Genomic DNA, 23,813 nt, shown 5'->3' with positions numbered 1-23,813 from the left:
GACAGTGTTTCAAGGATTTGCCCTCGGGAAGAAAACTGGTGGTGGCAACCGCTGAAAGCCCGTGGCTCTTGGTAAAATTAGCTATTTTACGAAACCGTATTTCTTCGCTTTTGCGAATACCATAACCTCAAGCAAAATCATGCGAAACAAGCGACATTCCATTAAAGACATTGCCAAAACCCTGGATGTCTCTCCCACTACCGTTTCGTTCGTCCTCAACGGGAAGGGCAAGGAGAAGAAGATATCCGATGAAGTAATCAATCGGGTACTGACTTACACGAAATCCATCAACTACAAGCCCAATATGCTGGCCCGGAGTTTGCGAACGGGTCGGACGAAGATCCTCGTATTCATGGTCGAAGACATCAGCAATCATTTCTTTTCGAAGATTGCGCGGACCATCGAGGACATCGCGTATGAAAAGGGATACCGCGTACTCTTCTGCAGTAACGAAAATGAGGATAAGCGGTCGCGAGACCTGCTGAATCTGTTTTACGAGCGGCAGGTGGATGGCTTCATTATTATTCCGTCGACCGGCATACGGGATGACATTAGGGAGCTCATGAAGAACGACATTCCCGTAGTCCTCTTCGATCGCTTTTTCCCGGATCTCGATACGCACTACGTGGTGATCGATAATTACGACGCCTCGCGCAAGGCGACCCGGCACCTGATCGATAACGGCTACCAAAACATCGCTTTCGTAACAACCGATGTGCAGCAAGTACAAATGTTGGACCGTAGGCGAGGGTATACGGACGCCGTAGCCCAGGAAGGTCTGCAGGCGACGGTACTGGAAATCCCTTTCGGAGATACGGATTCCGGTTCCGGCCGGGAATTGATGCGAGACTTCTTCCGTAATAAAGAGCTGGACGCCGTCTATTTTTCCACCAATTACCTCACCCGTAGCGGGCTGGAGATCATTAAGGAAATCGATGAGAAGCTGATCTTCCAACTCGGTATAGTCACCTTCGACGATAACGAACTCTTCCGCATCAATACGCCGACCATATCCGCAGTGGCCCAGCCAATGGAGGAAATTGCGCAGGAATTAATGCGCATAATGCTTCATCTGCTCAAACAGAAGAACAGCGTCGAAGAAACGATGCAGGTAACGCTCTCCGCTGAGCTTATTCCGAGGGGTTCTTCCCTAGCGAAGGTGAACGTCTAAACCTTTTATTTTGATTATTTACTAAATCGATTTACTATTTAAGTAGTTATTCACTATCAGTAATCGTTCCCAGATCAGTTGTCATGCGCACTAACATACTTTTTACGCTATTATTCCGTGGTGTACTCATCGCACTCTTGTTACTGGCCTCCGTTGCAGGTAGGGCGCAGGATAAGCTACGGGCGCCCGCCTACCCCCTGGTCACGCATAACCCCAACTTCAGCATCTGGTCGATGGGCGATGAGCTGAATACATCGCCAACGAAGCACTGGACGGAAACGAATCACGACTTACTGGGGCTGGTGCGGGTGGACGAGAAGGTGTACCGGTTCATGGGCATGGAACCTACCCTATACCAAACCATCCTACCTGCGTCCGACGAAAGCGAGCAACCCGTTGCCTTTACCCTTACGGACCCGGGTCAAAACTGGACATCCGTGGCGTACGATGACGCCCATTGGCAGCGCGGTGCCGCTCCTTTCTCCGAAGACAAGAAGCAGGCGGCCACTCTCTGGACCACGGATGATCTATGGTACCGCAATACGTTCGACCTAGAGGAAACGGAGCTGCATGATCTGCTGCTAAAACTGCGGCACGACGACAATGTAACGGTATACCTGAACGGCGTGGAAATAGCCGCTATCAATGGCTGGCAACACAGCTATAAGTACCTGCCGATTCCTGATGCTGCAACCGAATCCCTAACGCCTACCGGCAACGTCCTGGCCATCCACATCCGCAATACGGCGGGCGGGCAGTGGCTGGACGCCGGGATCGTACGGAAGGTCTCCCTACCCGAACAGGCTCAAATCACTAAAGCGGAGCAAACCGACCTCACGCTTACCGCCAACCAAACGGCGTACACCTTCGACTGTGGCGGCGTGCAACTCCGCACGACCTTCACCTCCCCCCTGCTCATCGACGATCTGGAACTGTACGCCCGGCCGATCAGCTACCTGGATGTTAGCGTTGAACCGACGGACGGAGCGGCGCACGATGTTGCCATATACGTAGGAGCCTCGGGCGATATAGCCAGGAATATGCCGTCCCAGGAACTAAGCACGAGCCGGGGCCGAAAAGATGGCCTTAACTACCTACGGGTAGGCACGAGCGAGCAGCCCGTACTCGAGAAGAAAGGCGACGATCTGCGCGTCGACTGGGGATACTTTTACCTGGCCTCCGCCCAACCCCAGGTTGATCTTGACGTGACTGCCACCGATGCTTCCTGGTCCAACTTTGTAAGGCAGGAGAATTTTTCCAATAGCCCGGCAACGGGACGGGAGATCACCCTGAGCAGCGTAGCCGAACTGGGATCGGTGACGAAAGCGACTTCCTATACGCTGGCACTCGGGTACGATGAGCTAAGCTCCGTTAATTACTTCGGGGAATCGTTGGAACCCTTCTACAAAAAGGAATCGGAAGACTTTGTCGACCTCCTGGCAACCGCCGTGGAGGAGCACGACAAGGTGATGGGCCGCGTGGAGGCCTTCGACCGGCAACTCTACGCCGATGCCCTCGACGTGGGTGGCCCTAAATACGCCGAGCTCTGCGTGCTGGCCTACCGGCAGGCCATTGCCGCGCATACCCTGGTGGAGTCACCTGAAGGAGAGTTGCTGTTCCTATCGAAAGAGAATAACAGCAACGGCTCGATTAATACGGTCGACGTAACCTATCCGTCGGCACCGCTCTTTCTAATCTACAATCCCGACCTGCTCAAAGGCATGCTGAACGGCATCTTTTACTACAGCGAGAGTGGCAAGTGGGAAAAACCCTTCCCCGCCCACGATCTGGGCACCTATCCGGTCGCTACCGGCCAAACCTACGGGGAGGATATGCCGGTGGAAGAAGCGGGGAATATGATCATTCTCACCGCGGCCATCGCCGACCGGGAAGGGACGGCGGACTATGCCCGGGAGCACTGGGAGGTACTGACCACCTGGGCGGAATTTCTGCGGGAAAGTGGATTCGACCCGGCCAACCAGCTATCCACCGACGATTTCTCGGGGCACCTGGCCCGGAACGCAAACCTGTCCGTGAAAGCCATCATGGGACTGGCCAGCTACGGTAAGCTGGCCGGCATGCTAGGAGATAAAGCGACCGAAGAAAGCTACACCCGGACCGCCCGCGAAATGGCCCGTAGATGGATGGAACTGGCCGATGACAACGACCACTATACCCTGGCGTTCGGGCAGCCGGGAACGTGGAGTCAGAAGTACAACCTGGTGTGGGATGACCTGCTGGACCTGAATATTTTCCCCGACGAGGTCGCCCCCACGGAGGTCGCCTACTACCTGCAACGGCAGAACGACTACGGCCTACCGCTCGACAGCCGCGAAACCTATACGAAGTCCGACTGGATTCTCTGGACCGCCGCCATCGCCGAGGACCAAGATGACTTTACCGCACTTATGGAACCTGTCTGGTCCTTCGTCAATACGACCCCTAATCGGGTACCCCTGACCGACTGGCACGATACGGTAGACGCCCGCCGGATCGGCTTCAAGGCACGGTCGGTGGTAGGCGGTTACTTTATCAAGCTACTGAAGGAGAAGTACTAAGATCACCAGGTAGTGATACGCAATTCTCCGCCGTCTACGATGGCCTGGTAGGGAAGAAAATAGCCGTCCATTGCCCGTCCGTTCAGCTCGAGCGATTGTAGCTCGCGGGAATTTCCGTCCTGGCTGACGGTAAATACCTTGCCGGCGGGAAGTGTCCACTTCACCCGGTCGAAGATCGGTATGCTGACCAGGTATTCATTGTCGGCCGGAGACAGGGGATACATGCCTGCAGCGGCAAATACGAACCAGGAACTCATTTCACCGGCATCGTCCATACCGCACAACGCCAGGCCATCGTCGCCAACGCCATAGTAATGCTGCAGGATAGTGTCCAATATGGCCTGCGACTTCTCCGGTTTGTCCGCGAAGTAGTAGGCGTAGGGCGCTTCGTGGTCGGGTTGGTTGCCGTGGCAATACTGCCCGATGAAGCTGGAGATATTGCGGGCGATATATTCCGGGTTCCAGGGGACGGTGAAGAAGGAGTCCAGCTTTTCCTCGAAGGCTTCCGCCCCGCCGTAGAGTTCGACCAGTCCCTCCATATCGTGGGGGGCGTAGAACGATAGCTGCCAGCCGTTGGCCTCCCGGTACATATACTCGTAGTAGGGGAACTGGGGGTTGAAGGGGGTGACCCAGGTCCCGTCATCGAGCCGGCCACGCATGAAGCGGGTGGAAGGATCGAAGACGTTGCGGTAGTTACCGGCTCGTTGGCCAAGTTTTTCTACCTGCGCTCCGTCGCCCAAATCAGCGGCGAGCAGAGATAGCGCGTAATCGTCGTGCGCATATTCCAACGTTTTGGAGACGCCGGCACTGGTCACGGTTTCCACTTTCGGGTTTTCCACCACCGGCTCGGAGATGTAGCCCCGTTCGATGTATTCGCGGATGTGGGGACGGGTGCCGCCCTCCTTATAGGCGTTATTCAGCAGCAGGTCGTAGGCACGCTGCAGGTCGAAATTGTCGATGCCCTGCGCGTGGGCGTTGGCCACGAAGGGGGCAGCGTGGTCGCCGTGGAAAAAAGTGGGCATAAAGCCGCTCTCTTCCCCCCTGACAATCATGCTCTGGATAATATCGCCGGTCACCCCGGGACGAAGCATGCCGAGGAGAACGAGCTTATTGCGGTAGGTATCCCAGAGCGATGGGTTGGTGTAAAAGCCGCGGGACTCCTGGCGAACGGTTCCGCTTTCGTCCGTGAATTCCCCGTTGCCGTCGCTGCGGAGGGCGGGCCAGAGGAAGGCGCGGTATAGGGAAGAATAGAACAGCTCCTTCTCCCTGGCGGTGCCGCCATCGACCTGCACGCGGTTGAGCAATTCGGACCAAACTTCTTCGCCCGCCGCGTGAACGCTTTCGAAATCCCGATCGCCTATTTCGACTTCGAGATTTTCGCGGGCATTGTCGGCACTGACGAAGGACAGCCCGATCCGAAGGGTGACCACCTCGTTGCCGGTACCGAGATCCACGATGGCGTAGCCTTCCTGCTCTCCGGGGAGCTCCCGGGTGATCGATTTGACAGGTTCGCTAAAGCGGGCGGAGAAGAAGATCTTTTCCCGTCCCATCTGCTGGTAGCCTTCCACGCGGTCGTCGCCCGCTTCGGTGATGATCCAGTCCCGGACCCGGTTATTGGAACGCCCCAGGTCAAACAGCACCTTTCGTTCGGCCGGGTTTTGGTAGGTGTATTCATGGAAACCGGCGCGCAGCGTAGAAGTGAGCCTCACGGCCACCCCATAGTCCTCAAGCGTCACGCCGTAGTAGGCCGGAGAGGCGGATTCGGAGTCCTTGGCGAAGGTGGAGCTGAAGGGATGACCGCCGCCATTCGATACCGGCAGTACCGGGATGTTGCAGAGGTTCCAGTGGCCCTTATTCGTGTGGGTGAACCCGATGATCTCCCCGTCTTCGTATTCGTAGCCCGCGCCACTTCCGTACTCGGTGATGGGACTTAACTGGACCATCGCATTCGGCAGGGAGGAGCCGGGGAAGGTCAGTCCCGCCCAGACGCGCCATCCCTCCGGCGGCGTGTACCCGATGAAGTCGGGATCGGTCAGCGGTGCGGTGCCGAGAAAGGGGTTGACGTACGGAAGGGGATCGGTCACGTAACCCGGTTCGGTCGCGCTTAGCTCGTCATCGGATGGCTCGCCCGCGGTTCGGCAGGAAATGGCCAGCAGAAGTAATAAGAGCGCCGGAAGTACCGGTAAATGAATGACCGATCGTTCCGTCGTCAGCATTGGCATAGATGTAAGTTTAACTCAGCAGGCCGGGCTTTTCCCGGTAGGTTTTCCACAGGAATTCCCCAAACAGGGTATTCGCCCAGGCGAACCAGGAGCGCGTGAAGTTTTCGGGGTCGTCCTTGTGAAAGGATTCGTGCATGAAGCCGGTGCCGCCGTGGGTCGCCTTCAGGCTTTGGATGCAGGAGCGGATCTCCTCGTCGTCGATGCTGGTGAGGCCGCGCATGGTGACGGCCATCGGCCAGATCATATCCATACCTACGTGGGGACCACCGATACCCTCGGCCGCCTCGCCGCTGAAGAAGAAGGGGTTGTCGGTCGACCAGACGAAGTCGCGGGTCCGCTGGTAAACCGGATCGTCGACGGCTACCGCGTCCAGATAAGGCAGGGAAAGCAGGCTGGGTACGTTAGCGTCGTCCATCATGAGGCGGTTGCCGAATCCGTCGATCTCGAAGGCGTAGATCTCGCCGTACTCCACGTGGTCGACGATGGCGTGCTCGCGCAGGGCTGTACGAACCTCTTCGGCCAGGTCCCGCATTTCACCGGCGGTAGCGCTGTCCCCGGCGATCGCTTCCAACATCTCGGCGGCCTGCTCCAGGCTGACCACCGCGAAGAAATTGGACGGGACGAGGAAAGAAAAGACGGTAGCGTCGTCGCTCGGCCGGAAGGCGCTGCAGATAAGCCCAACGGGATTGACGGGGTAGCCATAGCCCCGCAGCGAGCGGGTGTCGGTAGCGTGGGGCGTGGTGCGCATGAAGCGGTAAGGGCCGGGGCCGTCCTTCTGCTGCTGCTCGCGAAAAGTGGTCAGGATACTTTGCATGGCCTGCTGCCAGCTTTCGTCAAATGGGCTTTTGTCGCCGGTCGTCTTCCAATAGTTGTAGCCCAGCCGGATCGGGTAACAGAGCGAATCGATCTCGTACTTCCGTTCGTGCACGCCGGGCTGCATATCAGTCATGTCGGAAGCCCACTCGCCGCGCTTTTCGGGGTCGTCGTAGAAGGCATTCGCGTAGGGATCCTTGAGGACATAGCGGGTTTGCCGGTTGATAACGCCGGCGATCAGTTTGCGCAGTTTTTCATCCCGGTCGGCAAAGTGCATGTACGGCCACACCTGGGCGGAGCTGTCCCGCAGCCACATCGCGTCGATATCGCCGGTGATGACGTAGGTATCCGGACGGCCTTCCGGTTCGGTGTAGGTGACGGTGGTGTCGAGGGTATTGGGGAAGCAGTTGTTGAACAACCATACCAGTTCCTCATCCTTGACATTCGCAGCGAATTCCTCGATGGCGGACTCTATGGCCTGGCTTTCGAAGTTACGTTGCCCCTTTGCGACCCGGACTACCGGAAAATCCTTGCCCACCGCCTGACGACCGGCCTGACCGGTGAGGGGGTGCAAGAACGCTAAGCTACCGGCCAGCGCGGAGTGTTGAACAAAGGCTCTTCTTTTCATCGTGTTTGTTTTGCCTGGCGACCAAGCTACAGATATCCGCCGGCTTCCAGTTCGGCCATGGCTTCCAGGAGCATGACGGCACTGATCTGGGTGGTCAGGTCGGTCCGGTCACCGGGTTGGGCGGCCCAGTTTGGTCCGGCCAGCATTTCCGGACGCTTCAACCCGCGGTTATACAGCGTCCGGGCGTTAAAGCTTAGGAAGTCAACGAAGTCCTGCCGGTCCGCATCGCTGATAGCGGGGTGCATGATCAGCTCGGTGAAGTAGCGAACGAGAATACCCTTGAAGAGCCCGCCGTCACCCTGCCCTTCGTCCCGCAGCACGCCTTCCGTGGTGAGTTTCGGGCTGGTGAGCAGGGTCCGGCAGGATCGTAGTGCTTTATCCAGGTACATTTGATCGCCGGTGGCATCGTAGAGGCGGAGTCCGGCTCCGATCCAGGTACCGAGATTATAGGTGAATATCCAGTCCTTATTGACGGTCACTTCGCCGTTCTCTTCGGAGATATTATCCCAGACCAGCCCGGTAGAAGGATCCACGAGGTTCGCCTGCTGCCAGTCGTACAGTTCCTTGGCCCAGTTCAGGTAGCTGCTGTCCTGATCCAAATTGTACAGCCGCATGGCCAGCACGATAGCCGGACCGTTGGAAACGGCATTCTTAGAGTAGGGCGTGTCTTTTTTCCAGCTGATCCCACCGCCGAAGACGTCGCTGTAGCTTTCGAGGACGTCGTTCCAGAGAATCTCCGCCACTTCCTTGTATTCCTCGTTGCCGGTAGCTTCGTAGGCCCGCACGCTGGCATTCCCCAGCCAGAGCATATCGTCGTTGAAAACGTTGGAATACGTTCCCCCGTTCCGGGTTTTAATGCCGCGCACCAGGTCGATCATCCGGTTGCGGTAAGCCGCGTCTCCAGTACGTTCGTAGGCATCTACCAGCGTGTGTAGAACGTGGGCATTGGGCCAGTAATGGAAAGTATTACTGCCCTGATTATTCTCCACGAAGGTTCCCTGCTCGCCGAGGTAGGTGGTATACGTGGCGTCCTGGACGGAATCGGCCGTTGCCGCCCAGTCGTAGGTTGCAGCCTCCCCACCTCGATCGGGATCCCGCAGGGGGATCGGCTCGTCCTTTTCACAGGCGACCAGGGTGAGTACGAAGAGACCCGCCAATAGGGTAGGAAAGGAAAGACGGATAAGGGGCATAGGGAGGTAGGTTTTCATTTGGCGGTTGGCGATTAAAGGACGTTGATGCGGTGCGTGTATTCCGGCACCTCAGCGTTGAAGATGATCTGCATGGTTGCCGTGGCACCGTCGGCTTCCGTAGGGAATTTGAAGCTGTTGGCCCAGTAATCATCGGACACGGGCACCATGTACCAGTAGGACTCACCGGTATCCGCCTCTGGCCGCTGGTTGTCGGCGTTCGTACTGCCGTACCATTCCTCGCTGGTGTCTCCGCCGCTGGTCACCGTGAACTTGAACTTGTAGCGCTCGTCGCGGCCCCAGGATTCTTCCTTGAACTCGATCGTTTCCTCGGCCGCTTCCCAGGTACCGTTACCGACGTAGTCGAAGGCGAAAAGGTATTCTCCCCGGGGCGGGAACCAGATTTCGACCATATCGATCGTGGCCATGCTTACCGATCCGTCGCTGAAATCCATCCGGATCCGGTAGACCTGTTCTTCGCCCGTGACGGTGGTTTCGCCGTCGGCCCGCAGGTCGTCGCCGTCGATGTAGTAGGTTTCGGCCGTTTCCGATTTACGGGTGGCGAATTGGTAGGTACCGGGTTTGAGCGAGGTGTAAATTTCATAGCTGGTGGCACCGGTCTTCACGAGCGGCAGGGCAGCGTTGATGTCTTCCCCGGCCTCCGTAGCGGAACCGTATAGGAAGAGCTCGTCCGGCGTGGGGAAACCACCCGGGCGCTCCACTTCGATCGTACGGAAAACGGAAGATGGCTTGACGTTAAGCCCCTTCGAGCTCCACACCGTCCAGATCAGGCGGCCCGTGCTCTCCGATTCGATGCCGGCCATGGTGGCGACCTGGTTGAGCTCGGTAAAGGACATGGTGAGCTGGTTTTCGAAGCCGCGGCCGTCGGAAGCGACAACGTAAAGCGGATCGGAGAAATCGCCTCCCTCCTCATCGAAGACTACGTCGTACAGGACTACGCCGTTATCCGCCGCCTTGGCGGCCTGCCATTCGAAGAGAGCGGACCCCTGAGCGCCTAAATTGAAGTACCGGTTATCCTCCGGAGCGTAGAGATCGGCTACTTCGGACACCTCCGCCAGCGTAAAGCTTTCCTCGTCGTCGCAGCTGACGAACAGGAAGACCGGAAGGAGGAGCAGCAGTTTGAGTATTGTCAGTTTCATGATCGTTAATTGTAGAGATAAAATAGGGTGGCCGGTCTACCAGCCGGGGTTTTGGCCCAGGTTATCGTTGATGAGGCGCTCGTCCCGGGGGATGGGCCAGAGGTAGTGCCTGGCGGGGTCGAAGGTGCGCAGATCGGCCCGCAAGTAACCATCGTCAGTGGAAGACGGCCCGAAGCGCGCGCCGTGCGCCCAGCCGTTAAGTACCTCCTCCGCAATCCGCCAGCGACGAATATCGAAGATGCGCAGACCTTCCATTGCCAGTTCGACCCGGCGCTCGTTGCGGATCACGTCCCGCAGGGCGACCTGATCCAGCGAACCGTCGTAATTCAGGGCCAGGGCATCGGTAAAGCCAGCCCGCTCGCGCAGTGGACGAATGGTTTGATCCCATACCGACTGATCGAATTCGCCGAGCTCCATTTTTGCCTCCGCGTACATCAGCAGAACGTCCGCGTAGCGGATAAGCATGAGGTTAAGGCCGGAGCTCAGCCCGGACTGGTAGGTCGGGTCGAAGTATTTGCGGGTATAATAGCCGGTCGGCGTGGCGGAGGATCCCGGTGCGTATTCATCTACCGCATTGTCCGGATCGGAACCCGGCTCGATGTAGATGGTATGGGTGCCGCTGTTGTCTTCCCATTCGTAACCGTGATAAACGATGGTGGCTTCCAGGCGGGGGTCCCGGTTGGTATAGGGGTCGTCCTCATCGTAATTGGAGGCGGGATCGTCGATGGGTTCGCCGTTCAGCGTGAGGTAGCTGTCGACCAGTTCTTGCGTCGGAGCCAGGGCATTGAGGCGGGCACCGGCGGAGAGGGGGGCCATGTCGAAAAACTCTCCCCACGTGCGTAATTCGGGTACGTACTGGATGCTGAGGATGTCCTCGACACTGTACTCGTTTTGGGGGAGAAAAAGACCGGGATAGGATGAGAACAGGGTGTAATTGCCGGCCTCGCCGTTCATTAGCCGTTGCGTGTAGTTGACTACTTCCTGCCAATTGCCTTCGTACAGATGAACGCGTGCTATCGTGGCCAGTGCCGCGCCCGCCGTGATCCGGCCTCGATCGGCTTCGTCGTATTCCTCCTTGGTGGGCAGCACATCGGCCGCGGCATTCATTTCCGAGAGCACGAAGGCCAGCACCTCACTACGGGGCGTGCGGGTGATATTCTGTGCTTCCTCGATCGAAGGGTCGCTGTCGAGCAGCGGGATATCCCCGAACCAGGTCATCAGCATGAAGTGTTGCCAGGCCCGGAGAAAGCGGGCCTCCGCCTTCATTCGCTCGCGCAGCGCTTCGTCCATCTCGGGAACCCGATCGACGTTATCCAGAAAGAGGTTACAGGTTTTAATGCCCGCGTAGCGATCGTTCCATTCGTTCTGAATCCGGTTGAGGGATGCGTCGTAGGTGCCGGAGGCAATGGAGGCCGCGCCCGCATTGTCGCCGCGACCGTTGTAGGCGTTATCGGATAAGGCCTCATTGTAGAAGAAATGTTCGCTGCTGAATAGCTGGGAATAGGCCGTATTAAGAAAGGTTTGGGCTTTCTCCGTACTGGTCCAGTAGCTGGTGTCCGTAAAGGTGTTTTCCGGTATGAGGTCCAGCTTTTCGCAGCCCGACACTACCAGGAAGGCAGCCAGGAGCAGAAGCTGTGGATAGGTGGATAGCTTGATCTTCATGACTTGCTTTTAAAAGGTTGCGTCGATGCCTACACCGTAGTAGACCAGGGTGGGATAGGCGCGCCCGCTGTTCGCTCCGTTGTTATTGTTGAGGTTTCCGTCAAATTCCGATAGCTCGGGATCGACGAAACCGACCTTGGAAAAGGTGAGCAGGTTCTGGCCGGAGAGGTAGACGCGGAAACGTTCCATGCCGATCCGCTGGGTGACGGATTGCGGGATGGTGTAACCCAGCTGTAGATTTTTCAGCCGAGCGTATGCGCCGTCGAAGAGGTACATGTCGGAGCCGCGGCGGAAATTATTCGTGATGGACTGCGTACCGTTGTTAGCCAGGCGGGGATAGCGTGCATCCGTATTCAGGGGCGTCCAGTAGTCGAGTTGGTGGGTGTACATGGTCGCCCCGTAGTTGAAGTGGAACGGCTCCACCTGTTCGCCGCGGATCATCATGGTGCGCTTCCCTACACCCTGGACGAAGACGTTCAGGTCGAAACCGGCCACCTCGACCGCGTAGGTCACGCCGAAGGTGAAGCGGGGGAAGGGATTGCCGAATACGAACTTATCCTGGTCGTTGATGACGCCGTCCTCGTTCAGGTCCACGTATTTATTGTCGCCGGGTAGCGGAGTCAGGCCCTCCGGGACGGCGCTCTCCTCGATCTCTTGCACGTTCTGGAAGTATCCATCCCGCTGCAAGCCGACGTAAGAGTTGAACGGCAGGCCCTCCCGCAGGATCACCTGCAGTTCTTCCACGCCCATCAGCCGTTCGCCGCCCTGGAAATTAAGTACCTCGTTTCTGGTATCGCCCAGGTTGAGGCGAAAGGTGTGCTGAAAAATATCGCCGAAGCGGCGGTAGGTCGCGCTTACTTCCCAACCGCGGGACAGGACTTCGCCCGCATTGAAATCGGGCAGATCGGTGCCGTAAACACCCGGGACCGCCGGGGGCACGAGAATATCCGAGGTTACCTTATTGAAGTAGTCGGCGGAGATGGTCAGGCCACGATCGAAAAAGTCAAGGTCGGCGCCCAGGTTGAGGGTGGCGGCTTTTTCCCATAGCAGATCCGGATTGGCAAAGTTGTAGCCGGTCCCGCTAACGCCGGTGTTATTGAAGACGTAGGCGTTCTGAAAGGTGAAATAAGTGGTCTGATACTGGAAATTGTCCACGTTCTGATTCCCGAGTACGCCATAGGACGCGCGCAGCTTTACGTTACCGAAGCGCTCCCGGTAGCCCTCCATAAAGATTTCGTTGGCAAGGTTGTAGCCCAGCGATACGGAAGGAAAGAAGCCCCAGCGGAGGTCTTCCCGAAACTTGGAAGAGCCATCGTAGCGGAAGCTGAACTCCGCGAAGTACTTTTCGCCGAAGGAATACGACAGGCGCCCGAAGGCAGAATTCAGGCTGTTACGGGAAGAGCTTTGGTTGGAATTGTAGCTACGGTCCTCGATCTCCGTCGCGGTGGTCGGCGTACCGAGGTCGGGGTCGGTGTACCGGCGGTAGAGGCCGATGCCGCGGTCCTGGTGGTTTTCGTTGGATACGCCCACCAGTACGTCCAGATTGTGGTTCCCTCCGAAGGTGGTTCCGTACTCCGCAATTAGCTGGGTGTTGAGGTCCAGGTTACGGCGTACCTCGTCGTAGGTATTCTGGTCTTCGCCGTACACTCCTTTAGGGAGGAAATCTACCCGCAGGGTACGGGCGTACTGGCTATTGATGTACAGCCGCCCGCCAAAGACGCCGCGCAGCCGCAAACCGGGCGCCACCTCCAGCTCACCGGATACGGTACCGAAGAGATCGTCATTGTCGTACTGCCGAAAGCCGCCGGCCTCGAGAATCCCGAGCGGGCTGAACTGCTGCAGGACATCGTTCGTAAGGTAGTTCCCGGCCGTATCCTTCTGGTTGTAGTAGAGGGGGGTGCGGAAGGCATCCACCATCAGCGTGGCCGTGTTGAAGGAATGGTCGCGAATGCGCTGCTTGGCATAGGACAGGGTGGATGCCAGTTTGAAGCGATCGACCTCCGTAGACAGGTTGACGCGGAAGTTGTACCGCTGAACGCCGCGGTCCGGTCCGACGAAGTTGCTCTCCTGATCGAGGTACCCGGCCGAGACCAGATAGGTAGTCGCGGCATTGCCGCCGCTGATGGATAGGGTGTGATTCTGCTGCAGGGCGTCCTGTACTATCTCATTCGCGAACCACTCCTGGTCGCCGCGTTCGGCGATCTCCCGTAGCTGTTCCGGCGAATAGACGGCTGCGCTCTCGTTGCTGTTGAAGGCCGCTTCGTTGCGGAGCAGGGCATTCTGGAAGGCAGATACCGGTTCCGTGAAGTAGGTCGGTGTATTGATACCCACCAGTCCGTTATACTGTATGGAGAGCTGTTGATTCTTCCGGCCCCGTTTGGTCGTGATCAGAATGACGCCGTTGCTGGCCCGGGAGCCGTAGATGGCGGCGCTGCCCGCATCCTTTAGCACGGAAACGTTCGCAATGTCCGCCGGATTCAGCGAGTTGATGTCGCCACCCACGATGCCGTCTATGACAACCAGGGGGCTGTTGTTACCCAGGGTACTGATGCCGCGAATATTAATGTTGATTCCCGCGCCGGGCTCGGAGTTGCGCTGCTGGATCACCAGGCTGGCCGACTGCCCCTGCAGGGCCTGTGTCGTGTTGGAGACCGGCCGCCCCTCGAAGGCACTTTCGGAAACCTGGTCTACCGCGCTCACCACCCGGGAGCGCGCCTGGGTACCATAACCGACGACTACTACCTCGTCAAGCGTGGAAACGCCTTCGGCGAGTGTGACGTTGAGAACGGACTGACCGTCTACGGTTCGCTCGATGGTTTCCATTCCTATAAAGGAGAATACCAGAATAGCGTCTTCCGAACTGACCTCCAAGCTATAATTTCCGTCAATGTCGGTCTGTGTACCGGTATTCGTCCCCTCCTCATATACGATGACGCCCGGCAGGCCCAATCCGTCGCCGTCCACTACCGTGCCGCTAACCGGAAAGCCGGAACCGTCCTGAGCGGAAAGGGGAAGCCATGCGAGAAAGGAGAGAGCGATGCAACAGGCGGTGCGCCTGAGGAAGTTAGCGGTGCGCTCCGGTAGCGTCCGCCCGGGCAGACGGCGCCCCTTACGGGGATTAGATGTTTGCATATCGACTAAAATTGATCCAGTTTCTGTAAAGCCTAAACAAGATACTAAATCGATTTAGTTATTGCAAGTAAATTTTCCCGGGGAGAGACGCTATGACTCAGTTTGTTGGTCATCTGACACATATTGTGGCGCTAGTCGCCCAGCTAATTCTACTCCCTCCTTTTGAATTCCGTCGCGCTGGGATACCAAGCCACCGGTCGCTCTGCGTTATTCCCGGGCAGCTCCCCTTCATCTTGATGGTAAGCTGCATAGAAGCTTTCCGTGTCCGCGATCGGATGCTGCGGTGTTTGCCGCGCACTACGGTCCATCGAACTTTCGCCCATGACTACCTCCTGGTCCCTGTACTCCTTCGATTACGCCCGCTTTGAAAAGGGAGCTTTTGACCCCCATATCGGTGTCAGTAGACTGCGTAACTTCCTCTCGGATCCGCAGGGAGACCGCCCCGAACGAAAAGTGCTGACCCCCGAGGTGCAGGATATTCTCCTTAAAGGCAACTTCGATTACAATACGCTGCCGAAGAAACACTGGAAATTACTGGACGCCTATGTCCGGCTCTACGTCCGCGACGTCATGCCCGCCGAAGCGGAAAGCGAGACGCCCGGCTCGGCGGAAAACTGGCAAAACCTGCTCCGCTTTTACCTCGACCGTAACGGCAAGGATTCCAGCATCTTTACTGCCTTCGCCGGGGACGGGCGACGCTACGGTCTGCAAGACGCACCGAAAGGATGGTTTGGCGGCCTGACCGACCTGCTCTACAAGAAACCTACCGACTACCTCATTCTGGCGGATGAAGAGTTAGATCGCTTTTGCCGTCAGCTACAGGTGCTTTTCTACGTGAATACCTGGGACTGGCCCACATACCTGCCCTCCCAGGAGCTACTGAAGCCCATCATCCTGGAACCCTTCCTCTCCGCAAGGGAAAAGGGCCTGGCGATCTTCGCCGTACGGACGCCGCAAGTCAAAGCCGGGCGACCGGTAGCCACACGCGAGATACAACCCGTACTTGCGGATACGGAGGCACCCAAGACTGAAAGCCAACCGGCTAGGGCACCATCAGAGAAGAACCCAAAGGCTAAGCGGCAAAAGAATAGTAAACGACAGGGCAAACCGGGAAAGGTCGCCGGAGTAGGATCCTAAGCAACGATCACCGGAAGCGGACCGGTTGGTGGCTACTTCTTCAAACCGATCTCCCGCAGCCGCTCGTCCAGGTACTCACCCGCGGTAATGGGTTCGTAGGCGATGGGCCGATCGGCCGTCACCGTGCTCGGCAGCACGTCAAGGCGCATATCGGGCCGGGGGTGCAAAAAGAAGGGAATAGATAAACGCGGCTCGTGCCACTGCTCCCGGGGTGGGTTAACTACGCGGTGGGTCGTCGACTTCAGGTAGTTATTCGTCAATCGCTGCAGCATATCACCCACGTTGATGACGATCTCGTCGTTTTCGGGAACGATCTCCTGCCATTCCCCCGCGGTGTTCTGTAGCTCAAGCCCGCCGGCACTGGCGCCGACCAACAGCGTGATCAGGTTGATGTCCTCGTGCTGTTCCGCACGGATGGCACTCTTCGGCTCCTGCGTGATGGGCGGGTAGTGAATGGCCCGCAGGATGCTCATACCATCTTCCAGGAACTGGTCGAAGTATTTTTCCTCCCGCCCGAGGTAGAGCGCGATGGCCCGTAGCAGGCTTCCCCCCGCCGCCTCGAAGGAACGGTACAGCTGCGTACCGAGCGACATAAAGTCCGGCACTTCGGTCACTTCCGGGTTGGGGACGAACAGGTTACTGCTCCGGTCCTTGATCTCCTGGCCGATCTGGTAAAATTCTTTCAGATCGGCTACCTGCGACTGCTTCGCATGTTCTTTACCGAAGGACGTATAGCCCCGCTGTCCGGCGGCCCCTTCTACTTCGTACTTCCGCTTGGTTTCCACGGGCAGCGCGAAGAATTTCTTGGCGGCCACGTAGAAGTCATCAATCAGGTCTTTACTGATGCCGTGCCCCGTCACCCCTACAAAACCGATATTATGGAAGGCCGTACCCAGTTCCTGGACGAACGCCTGGCGCTGTTCTTTATCGCCTTTCTCAAACTGGCTCAGGTTGACTAGGGGTATGGTACGGGAGGCGGAAACGGACATAGCTGTGATTTTGCGGTTAGTTTGCTTCCACCTAACAGTATATGGGTAATCGGGGTTTTTGCTTTTTCGTCGCAACCGGGTGGTGCCGTTAGGTGAATTTGTAGGCGCAGGAATCGCTGCGCGACGATCACTTAACCGCAAAGGCACAGCGGGACACCAATTGTCGCGGAAACCTGTTTGAAATACTTGCAGAATTCAGACGGCACTGCGTGCATCACAGAGGTGCCACAGAGATTTACCCTTCCCCATTCGTTTACTCCCTCATCTCCAGGCAACTTCTGCGGTGTAAAACGAGCCACAGGCGAGCATCCCCGTGCGGTAGCCCAATCGTAAATCGTAAATCAACCCGATAGGCCCTCCGGTCGCGTGCGCTCCCTACAGACCTCGCTCAGTTGAAAGCTTCCCTTCCAGGGCCGAATACCCCGGTTGAGGGTGTCCCTGGCAAGCCGTAACGAGCGGAGCGAGCTGCCACTTGCGGCAGCCAAATCGTAAATCAACCCGCGAGGCCCTCCGGTCGCGTGCGCTCCCTACAGACCTCGCTCAGTTGAAAGCGTCCCTTCCAGGGCCGAATACCCCGGTTGAGGGTGTCCGTGGCAAGCCGTAACGAGCGGAGCGAGCTGCCACTTGCGGCAGCCCAATCGTAATTCGTGAATTGTCAATCGTAAATCACCCTTCTACCTAGGCTTATACCGAGCCCCCCGCAGAATAGCCTGCCCGTCCTCCATCGCCATCAGCTCGGGTAGGGTCACCTCCGGATGCTGTTGCAGGTAGGCACCTACGATCTGCCGGCCCAGGTAATTGACCGCGCCGCCGGGCGACTCCTGGGGCATGCCCGGCGTATAGGGTGCCGGACGGGTGTACTTATTGATCATGTTGACGTCGGTAGTGAACAGCAGCTCCTCGCGCTGTAGGTAGGCATAGATGGGCGTTTCGTTTTCCCGCAGCCAGTCCATCTGCTCGGCGGTGACCTCGTAGACGATCCGGTCGTCCGTTTCGGGCATCAGGTGCTCCAGGAGGTAGAGTTTCTTGCCTTCGTAGAGGAGGTAGTCGATCATCCGGCCGGTGCGGGGCGGTGGGTAGCGGTCCTCGAGGAGGACGCGCAGCAGTTTGCCGGTGAAGTGGGCGGGCGTATAGCTTTCGGCCAGGTAGTTGGAGAAGATGGGTTCTTCGGGGTTGACCTGGGAGTAGTCAAAGTCGGGACCGAGAAAGAAATCCAGGCCGGCGGCCAGCTCGCCGTCGCCGTAGAGGAAGGCGGCCAGTTCGAAGTGGGTGTCGTACAGTACGAGCGTGTCGGGTACGGGGGCGTCAGGGAGGTAATGTTGGTAGTAGCGCAGCGACTGTTCCAGGTTCCCGATCATCTCCTTTACCTGCGCGCCGCCGCCCGCCTGTCCCGCCGGAAATCGCTCGGCCACGAGGGAATCCACGAAGTGGGTGAGCGGGTACTCGAGGTAGGCCTGCAGGACGCGCTCGCCCTCCGCCGGACTGAAATCCCCACGCCGCACGGGCACCAGGTGGGTGAAGTAGACGTCGGAGAAGCTCCCGTAAGATTGGTCGAGCCGCTGTAGCTCCTCCCCGAGCCGGGTAGTATCCAATTCGGCGATCTCCCGGTCGAAGCGGAGGACCTCAAGATCGACGGAAATATCGCTGACGTCGGGGGGAGGCGGCTCATCGGGGGTACAAGCTGACAGGAAGCAGACCAAGCAGTAAAGAAGGACGGAGGTGAGGCTAACTTTCATCGAATATATAAACACCGGGTGAACACGCTCGTTTGACAACGATTAGCATACCCAATTATTACCGAATGAATAAGCGTATCCTCTCTTGCCTCTTCCTGTTGTCATCCCTGACCGCCGCGGCCCAGTACAATCCCATCCAACTGGGTATTCAGCTGAGCCCGACCTTCAGCTACCTTACCACCGACAACAACCTGATCGAGAGCGACGGTACGAATCTGGGGCTAAAATTGGGCCTGATGGCCGAATACTACTTTCAGGACAACTACAGCATTCATACGGGCCTGAACATTCACTTCGGCTCCGGCGGAGCGCTACGGTACGATGACAGCGACAACGGCTTCGACTACGTGGACATCTGGCGGGAATCGCTGGACGAAACCTTCCCCACCCCCCCGAGCCGCGAAAGCCTGACGGGCGCGACCTTCGACTATTCCTTGCAGTACGTCGAGATTCCCCTGGGACTCACGCTGCGTACCCGGGAGTTCGGCTACATCCGCTACTTCGTACGCCCCTCCCTTGCGCTGGGCATCAACACCAGTTCCAAGGGCAGCCTGGAAGGCGTGCCCGGTATCGACCGCAGTGAAAACTTCAAGATCGGATCCGAGGTCAACCCGCTGAATTTGAGCTGGGGATTCGCCGGTGGTGTCGAGTACGCCATCTCGACGACTTCTTCGCTGGTTGGCGGGATCGGCTTCCAGTCCGGCTTCCTGGACGTGACCACCGACAAAAACACGGAGGTTATGCGCAGCGGCCGTTCGGCGGGTGAGGACAGCAGCAGCGCCAAGCTCAAAAACATCGTGATTATCCTGGGCATCATGTTTTAGCCCATTCGCCTATTGGCGACATTAATCAATTGCGGCGGTGCGCAGGTGCAATGATTTCCCAAAAACCGACGTTGCTACGGAGTTGCACCCGCCAGATGCCCCCGGCGGCTTTACCCTTTCTATGCTTATGAACATCACACCAACACGCCTGCAACGCTTCCTTTACGTCATTTTGATGGTAGGAGGCGTGATGACGGCAAGTAACTCGGTCTCCGCTCAGTTTCGTCTCGCGCCAATTGTCCAGGACGGAAACGCAGCGGGAAAGACCGCGCTAGCCAAGGCCGCCTGTAACTCGGACGCGGGGAACATTGCTGGCTTCACTAACGTCAATTTAGCGAATAATAGTCTAGGTGGGGTTGCCCCTGGCGGAACCGCTCCCTATACGGCCTCTCCTTCCGACACCATTTTTCTTTGCCGCGGCGATGAACTGACGATAGACCACGATGAAAGTTCGGCGGTCATCGTGCCCGACGATCCCAATCCGGCCACTCCTCCGGGTGTTGCTTGGGCCTTGTACAAGGCCCCCCCCACCGAAAGCGGCCCAACGGTGGCCGATCTCTACAGTGACCCAAGCAACTTCGATAACGGACTGCCCCCCTTCAACGGCGATACTACCCTGATAGCAAACCCGGTCGATTTTGCGGGTGGCAACTACGATCTCCGAGTTGAAAACATTAATCCCCCGTTCGTACAGGAAAATTTCCCCACCCCGAGTGGCGACCCGGGTCCGGTGGTGGTTTATGTGGCACCGATAGCCGTAAATGGCATTCGGCCGGACGGATCGTACCTATTTGAAAACACGCCCGGTACCGGCGAACAGTGCCTGAATGTCCGCACGGATCAGTACGTCGCGCTCGGATTCCTCAATCCAATCGAAGTCCAAAACGCCGTTCAGAGCACTACCGACTGCTTCGGAAGCTTCGATATATCCGGCGGCATCAGCGAATTGCGGGCTACACGGGAGTACAATATCAGGATTGAAAATCAGGTATCCGGGGCAACCGGTAGCATCACTTCCGGCAATCCAGCAAACGGAGACGCCGTAACCTATAGCGTACCCGAGCCCGGCATATACGACATCATCATCGAGGACGGCATCGGCTGCGGTGTTTTGGAGACGGTTAATCACACCGCCGCCTGTACCACGCCCCCGCCATCCAATTCGCTGACTGTGGGCACGGTACAGATTACGGCCGTGAGCTGCCCCGGAGAGGCCGACGGCATGCTGACCGCTTCGGTGAGCGGCGGGACCGCTCCCTACACCGTTCGCCTGATTTCCGGCGGCGGCAACCTCCTGCAAACCCTGACGGTGGCCACCGACGGTGGTGCCATCGTTTTTGACAACCTCGCCGGCGGCAATTACCAGATCGAGGCCACGGACGCTAGCGGCACCGTCGTCAACTCCAACCCCCGGCTTTTATTCGTTGATGAGGACGACCAATTCATTCCCTTCATCGTGGACGTGACCGACGGATCGTGTGCCGGTGGTATCGATTATGCCCTCACCGTGCGGATCAACATCAACGCCGGTTCGAGCATCATCACGAACCCCACCGAAAATGGCTACACGGTGCTATGGAGCACCGGCGAGACGGGCGATACCATTCGCAACGTTACGCCGGGCGACCTCTATTCGGTCACGGTTACCAACAACACCACGAACTGCCAGGAACCTTCGGAATCGTTCCGCCTGGTAGCACGCAGTGAGGTGATCATTGCCGGTACCCCGGCCACCGACGACGCTTCGTGTCGGGGTTCAGCCGATGGTACCGTTACGCTGGAAGCCCGTGGCGGCGTACCCGGAGCGGCCGGATACACTTTCGAATTCTCTGACGGCGTAACCCTTACCGGCCGGACCGTCAACCGGGCCGACCTGGAACCCGGAACCTATACCGTAATCGCCACCGACTCCGTGGGCTGCTCCTCGAGCGCTTTGGAGGGGGAATTCGTAATTCAGACCGATAAGGAAATCGTTCCGGTCGTCGACGTCAGCAACATTAGCTGCTTTGGTGAGGTAGACGGCCGTTTATCCGTGAGCGGAAGCGTGGTAGGTACGCGGGGTGCTACGCCGCCGTTCGAATCGCGGCTGTCCTCGTTAGATGGTACGGTTATTCAAGACTTTACGAACATCCCGGTAGGTAATCCCCTGGTTTACGACAACCTCACGGAAGGTACCTACCTCATTACCGTCCGCGACCAGGACCCCGCCGTTTGTGTAACCACCGATACCTTCGAGATCGTCGAGCCCGATAGCCTCTTCATCGAGGACCTGATCATCACCAACTTCGCCTGCCCGGACACCTTCGGAACGGCGACGGTAGTGGCGAGCGGCGGTACGGCCCCCTACACCTTTCGCTTCCGCAACGACAGCCTGCCCGACCCGGTCGACAGCCTGATGACCTTCGATAGCCTGGTAGTGGACACGAACTTCATCGGCGACCTACAGCCGGATACGAATTACGTCCTCATCCTCACGGATGCCCGTGGCTGCGTGGATTCTACCACCTTCCGTATTACGTCACCACCGCGGGCCTTTATCGCGCCCATCCAGACCGATTCGGTTTCCTGTACCGACAGCAGCGACGGACAGCTCTTTGCCGACGTAACCCCGCCGGCCGGAGAGGACATAACGGAAACGGTCTGGTACCGCCTGAACGATGACGGCACCATAGGCGATCAGGTCGACATCGGCGTACGAACCAGCGCGGACCTGGAGGTTGGCTTCTACCTGTTCGAAGCGACCATCACCAACAACTGCGTATCCCAGGCCATCGGCGAGGTGGCCAGCCCCGGCCTCGTCGCTTTGGATAGCGCTAACGTCATCTCCCCGGTCTGCCTGGGCGACGATAACGGCAGCATTTTCCTCTACCCATCCGGTGGAACGCGCCCCTACCGCTACGACTGGTCCATCGACGGCGTGAGTACTACCGCGAGTAACGTGAACGGACTCAGTGCCGGCACCTACAGCGTGACGATCACCGACGCGAATAACTGCCAACCGGCCTTCGACACCACCTTCGTGCTGGAGGAGCCGATCGGCATTACGGGTGACTTTACCAGCCTGGTACCGGTGAGCTGCCCGGACGAGTCGACCACGGACGGCTCCGCGACCTTCTCGGCGCGCCTGACCGATGGCACCACGCCGACCTTTGACTTCTACTGGTCGAACGGAGATACCACCCTCAGCCGGTCGAACGCCACCGTCATTGATTTGCCACGGGGGCCCATCACCGTAACCGTCACGGATGGCCTGTGCCCGCAACAGTTTACGGATACGATCCCCAGTCCCCCCGACTTTGCATTTCCTGCTCCGGTAATTGATAACGCCAACTGCAACGGCCAACAAAATGGTAGCGCCACGGTAAATGTAGCGGGCGGAACCCCCGGTTATACCTTCAATTGGACGGCCCGCCCCGAGACCGGCAATACCATCAGTGGCGTGGGGGCCGGTACCTACGAAGTCAACATTACGGACGCCAACGGCTGCATCGCTCCGACCCAACAGGTGACAATCCTGGAACCGGACGCCCTTGTCTTGTCCATCGACACGGACCTAACCACGCCGACCGTCACCTGTAACGGCGACGAGGATGGCCGGCTCGCGGTCTTCGTGAGCAGTAACAACAACAATGCCTTTCCCGATAATCCCTACCAGTGGACTTCCAACGTCTCCGATAACGACGACGGCGTAGCTAACGGTCTGGCTCCGGGTACGTACGGCGTTACCGTAACCGACGTGGAGGGTTGTCAGGATAGCCTGGTCTACACCGTCATCGAACCGCAGCCGATCACCTTCGCCGTGGAAAACATCCAAGAGCCTTTATGCTTCGGAGAAACCACTTCCGTTATGATCGACACGGCCTTTGGCGGGCAGGCATCGGATATCGATGACTTCACCTACATGCTGAACAACGACGGTTTCCTGATCCCGATTCGCAATCCGGGGGTGGCTTTCGCGGGTGAGCTCACGGTGACCGTCTTCGACTCCGTGGGCTGTACCGCCGAGCAGTTTTTCTCTATCGACGAGCCCGAGGAGGTGACAATCGACTTGCCCAACCGAATCATCGTGGAACTTGGTGATAGCCTGGTCCAACTTAACCCCCTGGTGAGCCCGCCGGGCAATTATACCTACGCCTGGACGCCGGATACGTACCTATCGTCCGACAGCATTCGCAATCCGACGGTTTTTGCACTCGGCAATACCAACTACACCTTCACGGCCACCAATCCGAACGGTTGCCAGGCCATCGAGGACATCCTGGTGGAAATCGACGCGAACCGCAATGTCTACATACCCACGGCCTTCAGCCCGAATAGAGACGGGCGAAACGAGGACTTCCGCATCTTCGCCTGCCGGGGCGTGACCGCTATACCGATGGTGCGCATATTCGACCGTTGGGGCGGACTGATGTTCGAGGCTGAGAATCTGCCGGTCAACTGTCTGGACGGTACCGTGATCTGGGACGGCCAGAGTGAGAATAACCGGGAGGTCAATACCGGCCTCTACGTCTATACGGTGGAGGTAAGCTTCCTCGACGGTGAAACGCTGACGTACCGGGGCGAGATTTCGGTCCTTCGCTAGAATAGCGGGCGA

At 58.0% G+C, this 23,813-nt stretch carries 13 protein-coding genes; 5 read left to right on the top strand and 8 right to left on the bottom strand.

Annotated elements, in window-relative coordinates; translation table 11 throughout:
- Positions 1-139: 139 nt before the first annotated feature.
- Together DRW39_RS19585 and DRW39_RS19580 are read left to right on the top strand one after the other, a co-directional pair.
- Positions 140-1,171, top strand: a complete 1,032-nt coding sequence (locus DRW39_RS19585; protein WP_116108783.1) for a LacI family DNA-binding transcriptional regulator — start codon at positions 140-142, stop codon at positions 1,169-1,171.
- Between the two features lie 83 nt (positions 1,172-1,254).
- Positions 1,255-3,729 carry a glutaminase family protein gene (locus DRW39_RS19580; protein ID WP_116108782.1) on the top strand — a complete coding sequence of 825 codons (2,475 nt, stop codon included), beginning with the start codon at positions 1,255-1,257 and terminating at the stop codon, positions 3,727-3,729.
- Between the two features lie 2 nt (positions 3,730-3,731).
- Here DRW39_RS19580 and DRW39_RS19575 read toward each other — a convergent pair whose 3' ends face one another.
- The 6 genes from DRW39_RS19575 to DRW39_RS19550 are packed head-to-tail and all read right to left on the bottom strand — an operon-like array spanning position 3,732 to position 14,533.
- Entirely contained in the window at positions 3,732-5,951 is a 2,220-nt protein-coding gene (locus DRW39_RS19575) for a GH92 family glycosyl hydrolase (RefSeq protein WP_198664953.1), read from the bottom strand.
- 10 nt (positions 5,952-5,961) lie between these two features.
- Positions 5,962-7,392 carry a glycoside hydrolase family 125 protein gene (locus tag DRW39_RS19570; RefSeq protein ID WP_116108780.1) on the bottom strand — a complete coding sequence of 477 codons (1,431 nt, stop codon included), beginning with the start codon at positions 7,390-7,392 and terminating at the stop codon, positions 5,962-5,964.
- A gap of 26 nt (positions 7,393-7,418) precedes the next feature.
- Positions 7,419-8,582, bottom strand: coding sequence for a glycoside hydrolase family 76 protein (locus DRW39_RS19565; protein ID WP_157976235.1), 1,164 nt, complete (start codon positions 8,580-8,582; stop codon positions 7,419-7,421).
- 32 nt (positions 8,583-8,614) lie between these two features.
- Positions 8,615-9,739, bottom strand: coding sequence for a SusE domain-containing protein (locus tag DRW39_RS19560; protein ID WP_116108778.1), 1,125 nt, complete (start codon positions 9,737-9,739; stop codon positions 8,615-8,617).
- Positions 9,740-9,775: 36 nt separating this feature from the next.
- Complete coding sequence (locus DRW39_RS19555; RefSeq protein ID WP_116108777.1) at positions 9,776-11,401, bottom strand: RagB/SusD family nutrient uptake outer membrane protein; 1,626 nt, start codon at positions 11,399-11,401, stop codon at positions 9,776-9,778.
- 9 nt (positions 11,402-11,410) lie between these two features.
- Positions 11,411-14,533, bottom strand: a complete 3,123-nt coding sequence (locus DRW39_RS19550; RefSeq protein ID WP_116108776.1) for a SusC/RagA family TonB-linked outer membrane protein — start codon at positions 14,531-14,533, stop codon at positions 11,411-11,413.
- Positions 14,534-14,854: 321 nt separating this feature from the next.
- On the opposite strand from DRW39_RS19550, the gene DRW39_RS19545 reads away from it, so the two are divergent.
- Positions 14,855-15,670, top strand: a complete 816-nt coding sequence (locus DRW39_RS19545; RefSeq protein WP_116108775.1) for a hypothetical protein — start codon at positions 14,855-14,857, stop codon at positions 15,668-15,670.
- Between the two features lie 32 nt (positions 15,671-15,702).
- Here the strand turns inward: DRW39_RS19545 and DRW39_RS19540 are convergent, their stop codons facing one another.
- Both DRW39_RS19540 and DRW39_RS19535 read right to left on the bottom strand, forming a co-directional pair.
- Entirely contained in the window at positions 15,703-16,659 is a 957-nt protein-coding gene (locus tag DRW39_RS19540) for an isopenicillin N synthase family dioxygenase (RefSeq protein WP_116108774.1), read from the bottom strand.
- A gap of 674 nt (positions 16,660-17,333) precedes the next feature.
- Positions 17,334-18,395 (bottom strand): hypothetical protein, encoded by a 1,062-nt coding sequence (locus DRW39_RS19535; RefSeq protein WP_116108773.1) that lies wholly within the window; start codon positions 18,393-18,395, stop codon positions 17,334-17,336.
- 65 nt (positions 18,396-18,460) lie between these two features.
- On the opposite strand from DRW39_RS19535, the gene DRW39_RS19530 reads away from it, so the two are divergent.
- Positions 18,461-19,219, top strand: a complete 759-nt coding sequence (locus DRW39_RS19530; RefSeq protein ID WP_116108772.1) for a porin family protein — start codon at positions 18,461-18,463, stop codon at positions 19,217-19,219.
- A 127-nt stretch (positions 19,220-19,346) separates the two neighbouring features.
- Positions 19,347-23,801 (top strand): gliding motility-associated C-terminal domain-containing protein, encoded by a 4,455-nt coding sequence (locus tag DRW39_RS19525; protein ID WP_198664952.1) that lies wholly within the window; start codon positions 19,347-19,349, stop codon positions 23,799-23,801.
- Positions 23,802-23,813 lie beyond the last annotated feature (12 nt).

Origin of the sequence: Lewinella sp. IMCC34191, assembly GCF_003390935.1 — a bacterium.
Lineage (GTDB): Bacteria > Bacteroidota > Bacteroidia > Chitinophagales > Saprospiraceae > Neolewinella.
The sequence above is the reverse complement of the archived record's forward strand: the minus strand, read 5'-3'. Positions and strand labels throughout refer to the sequence as shown.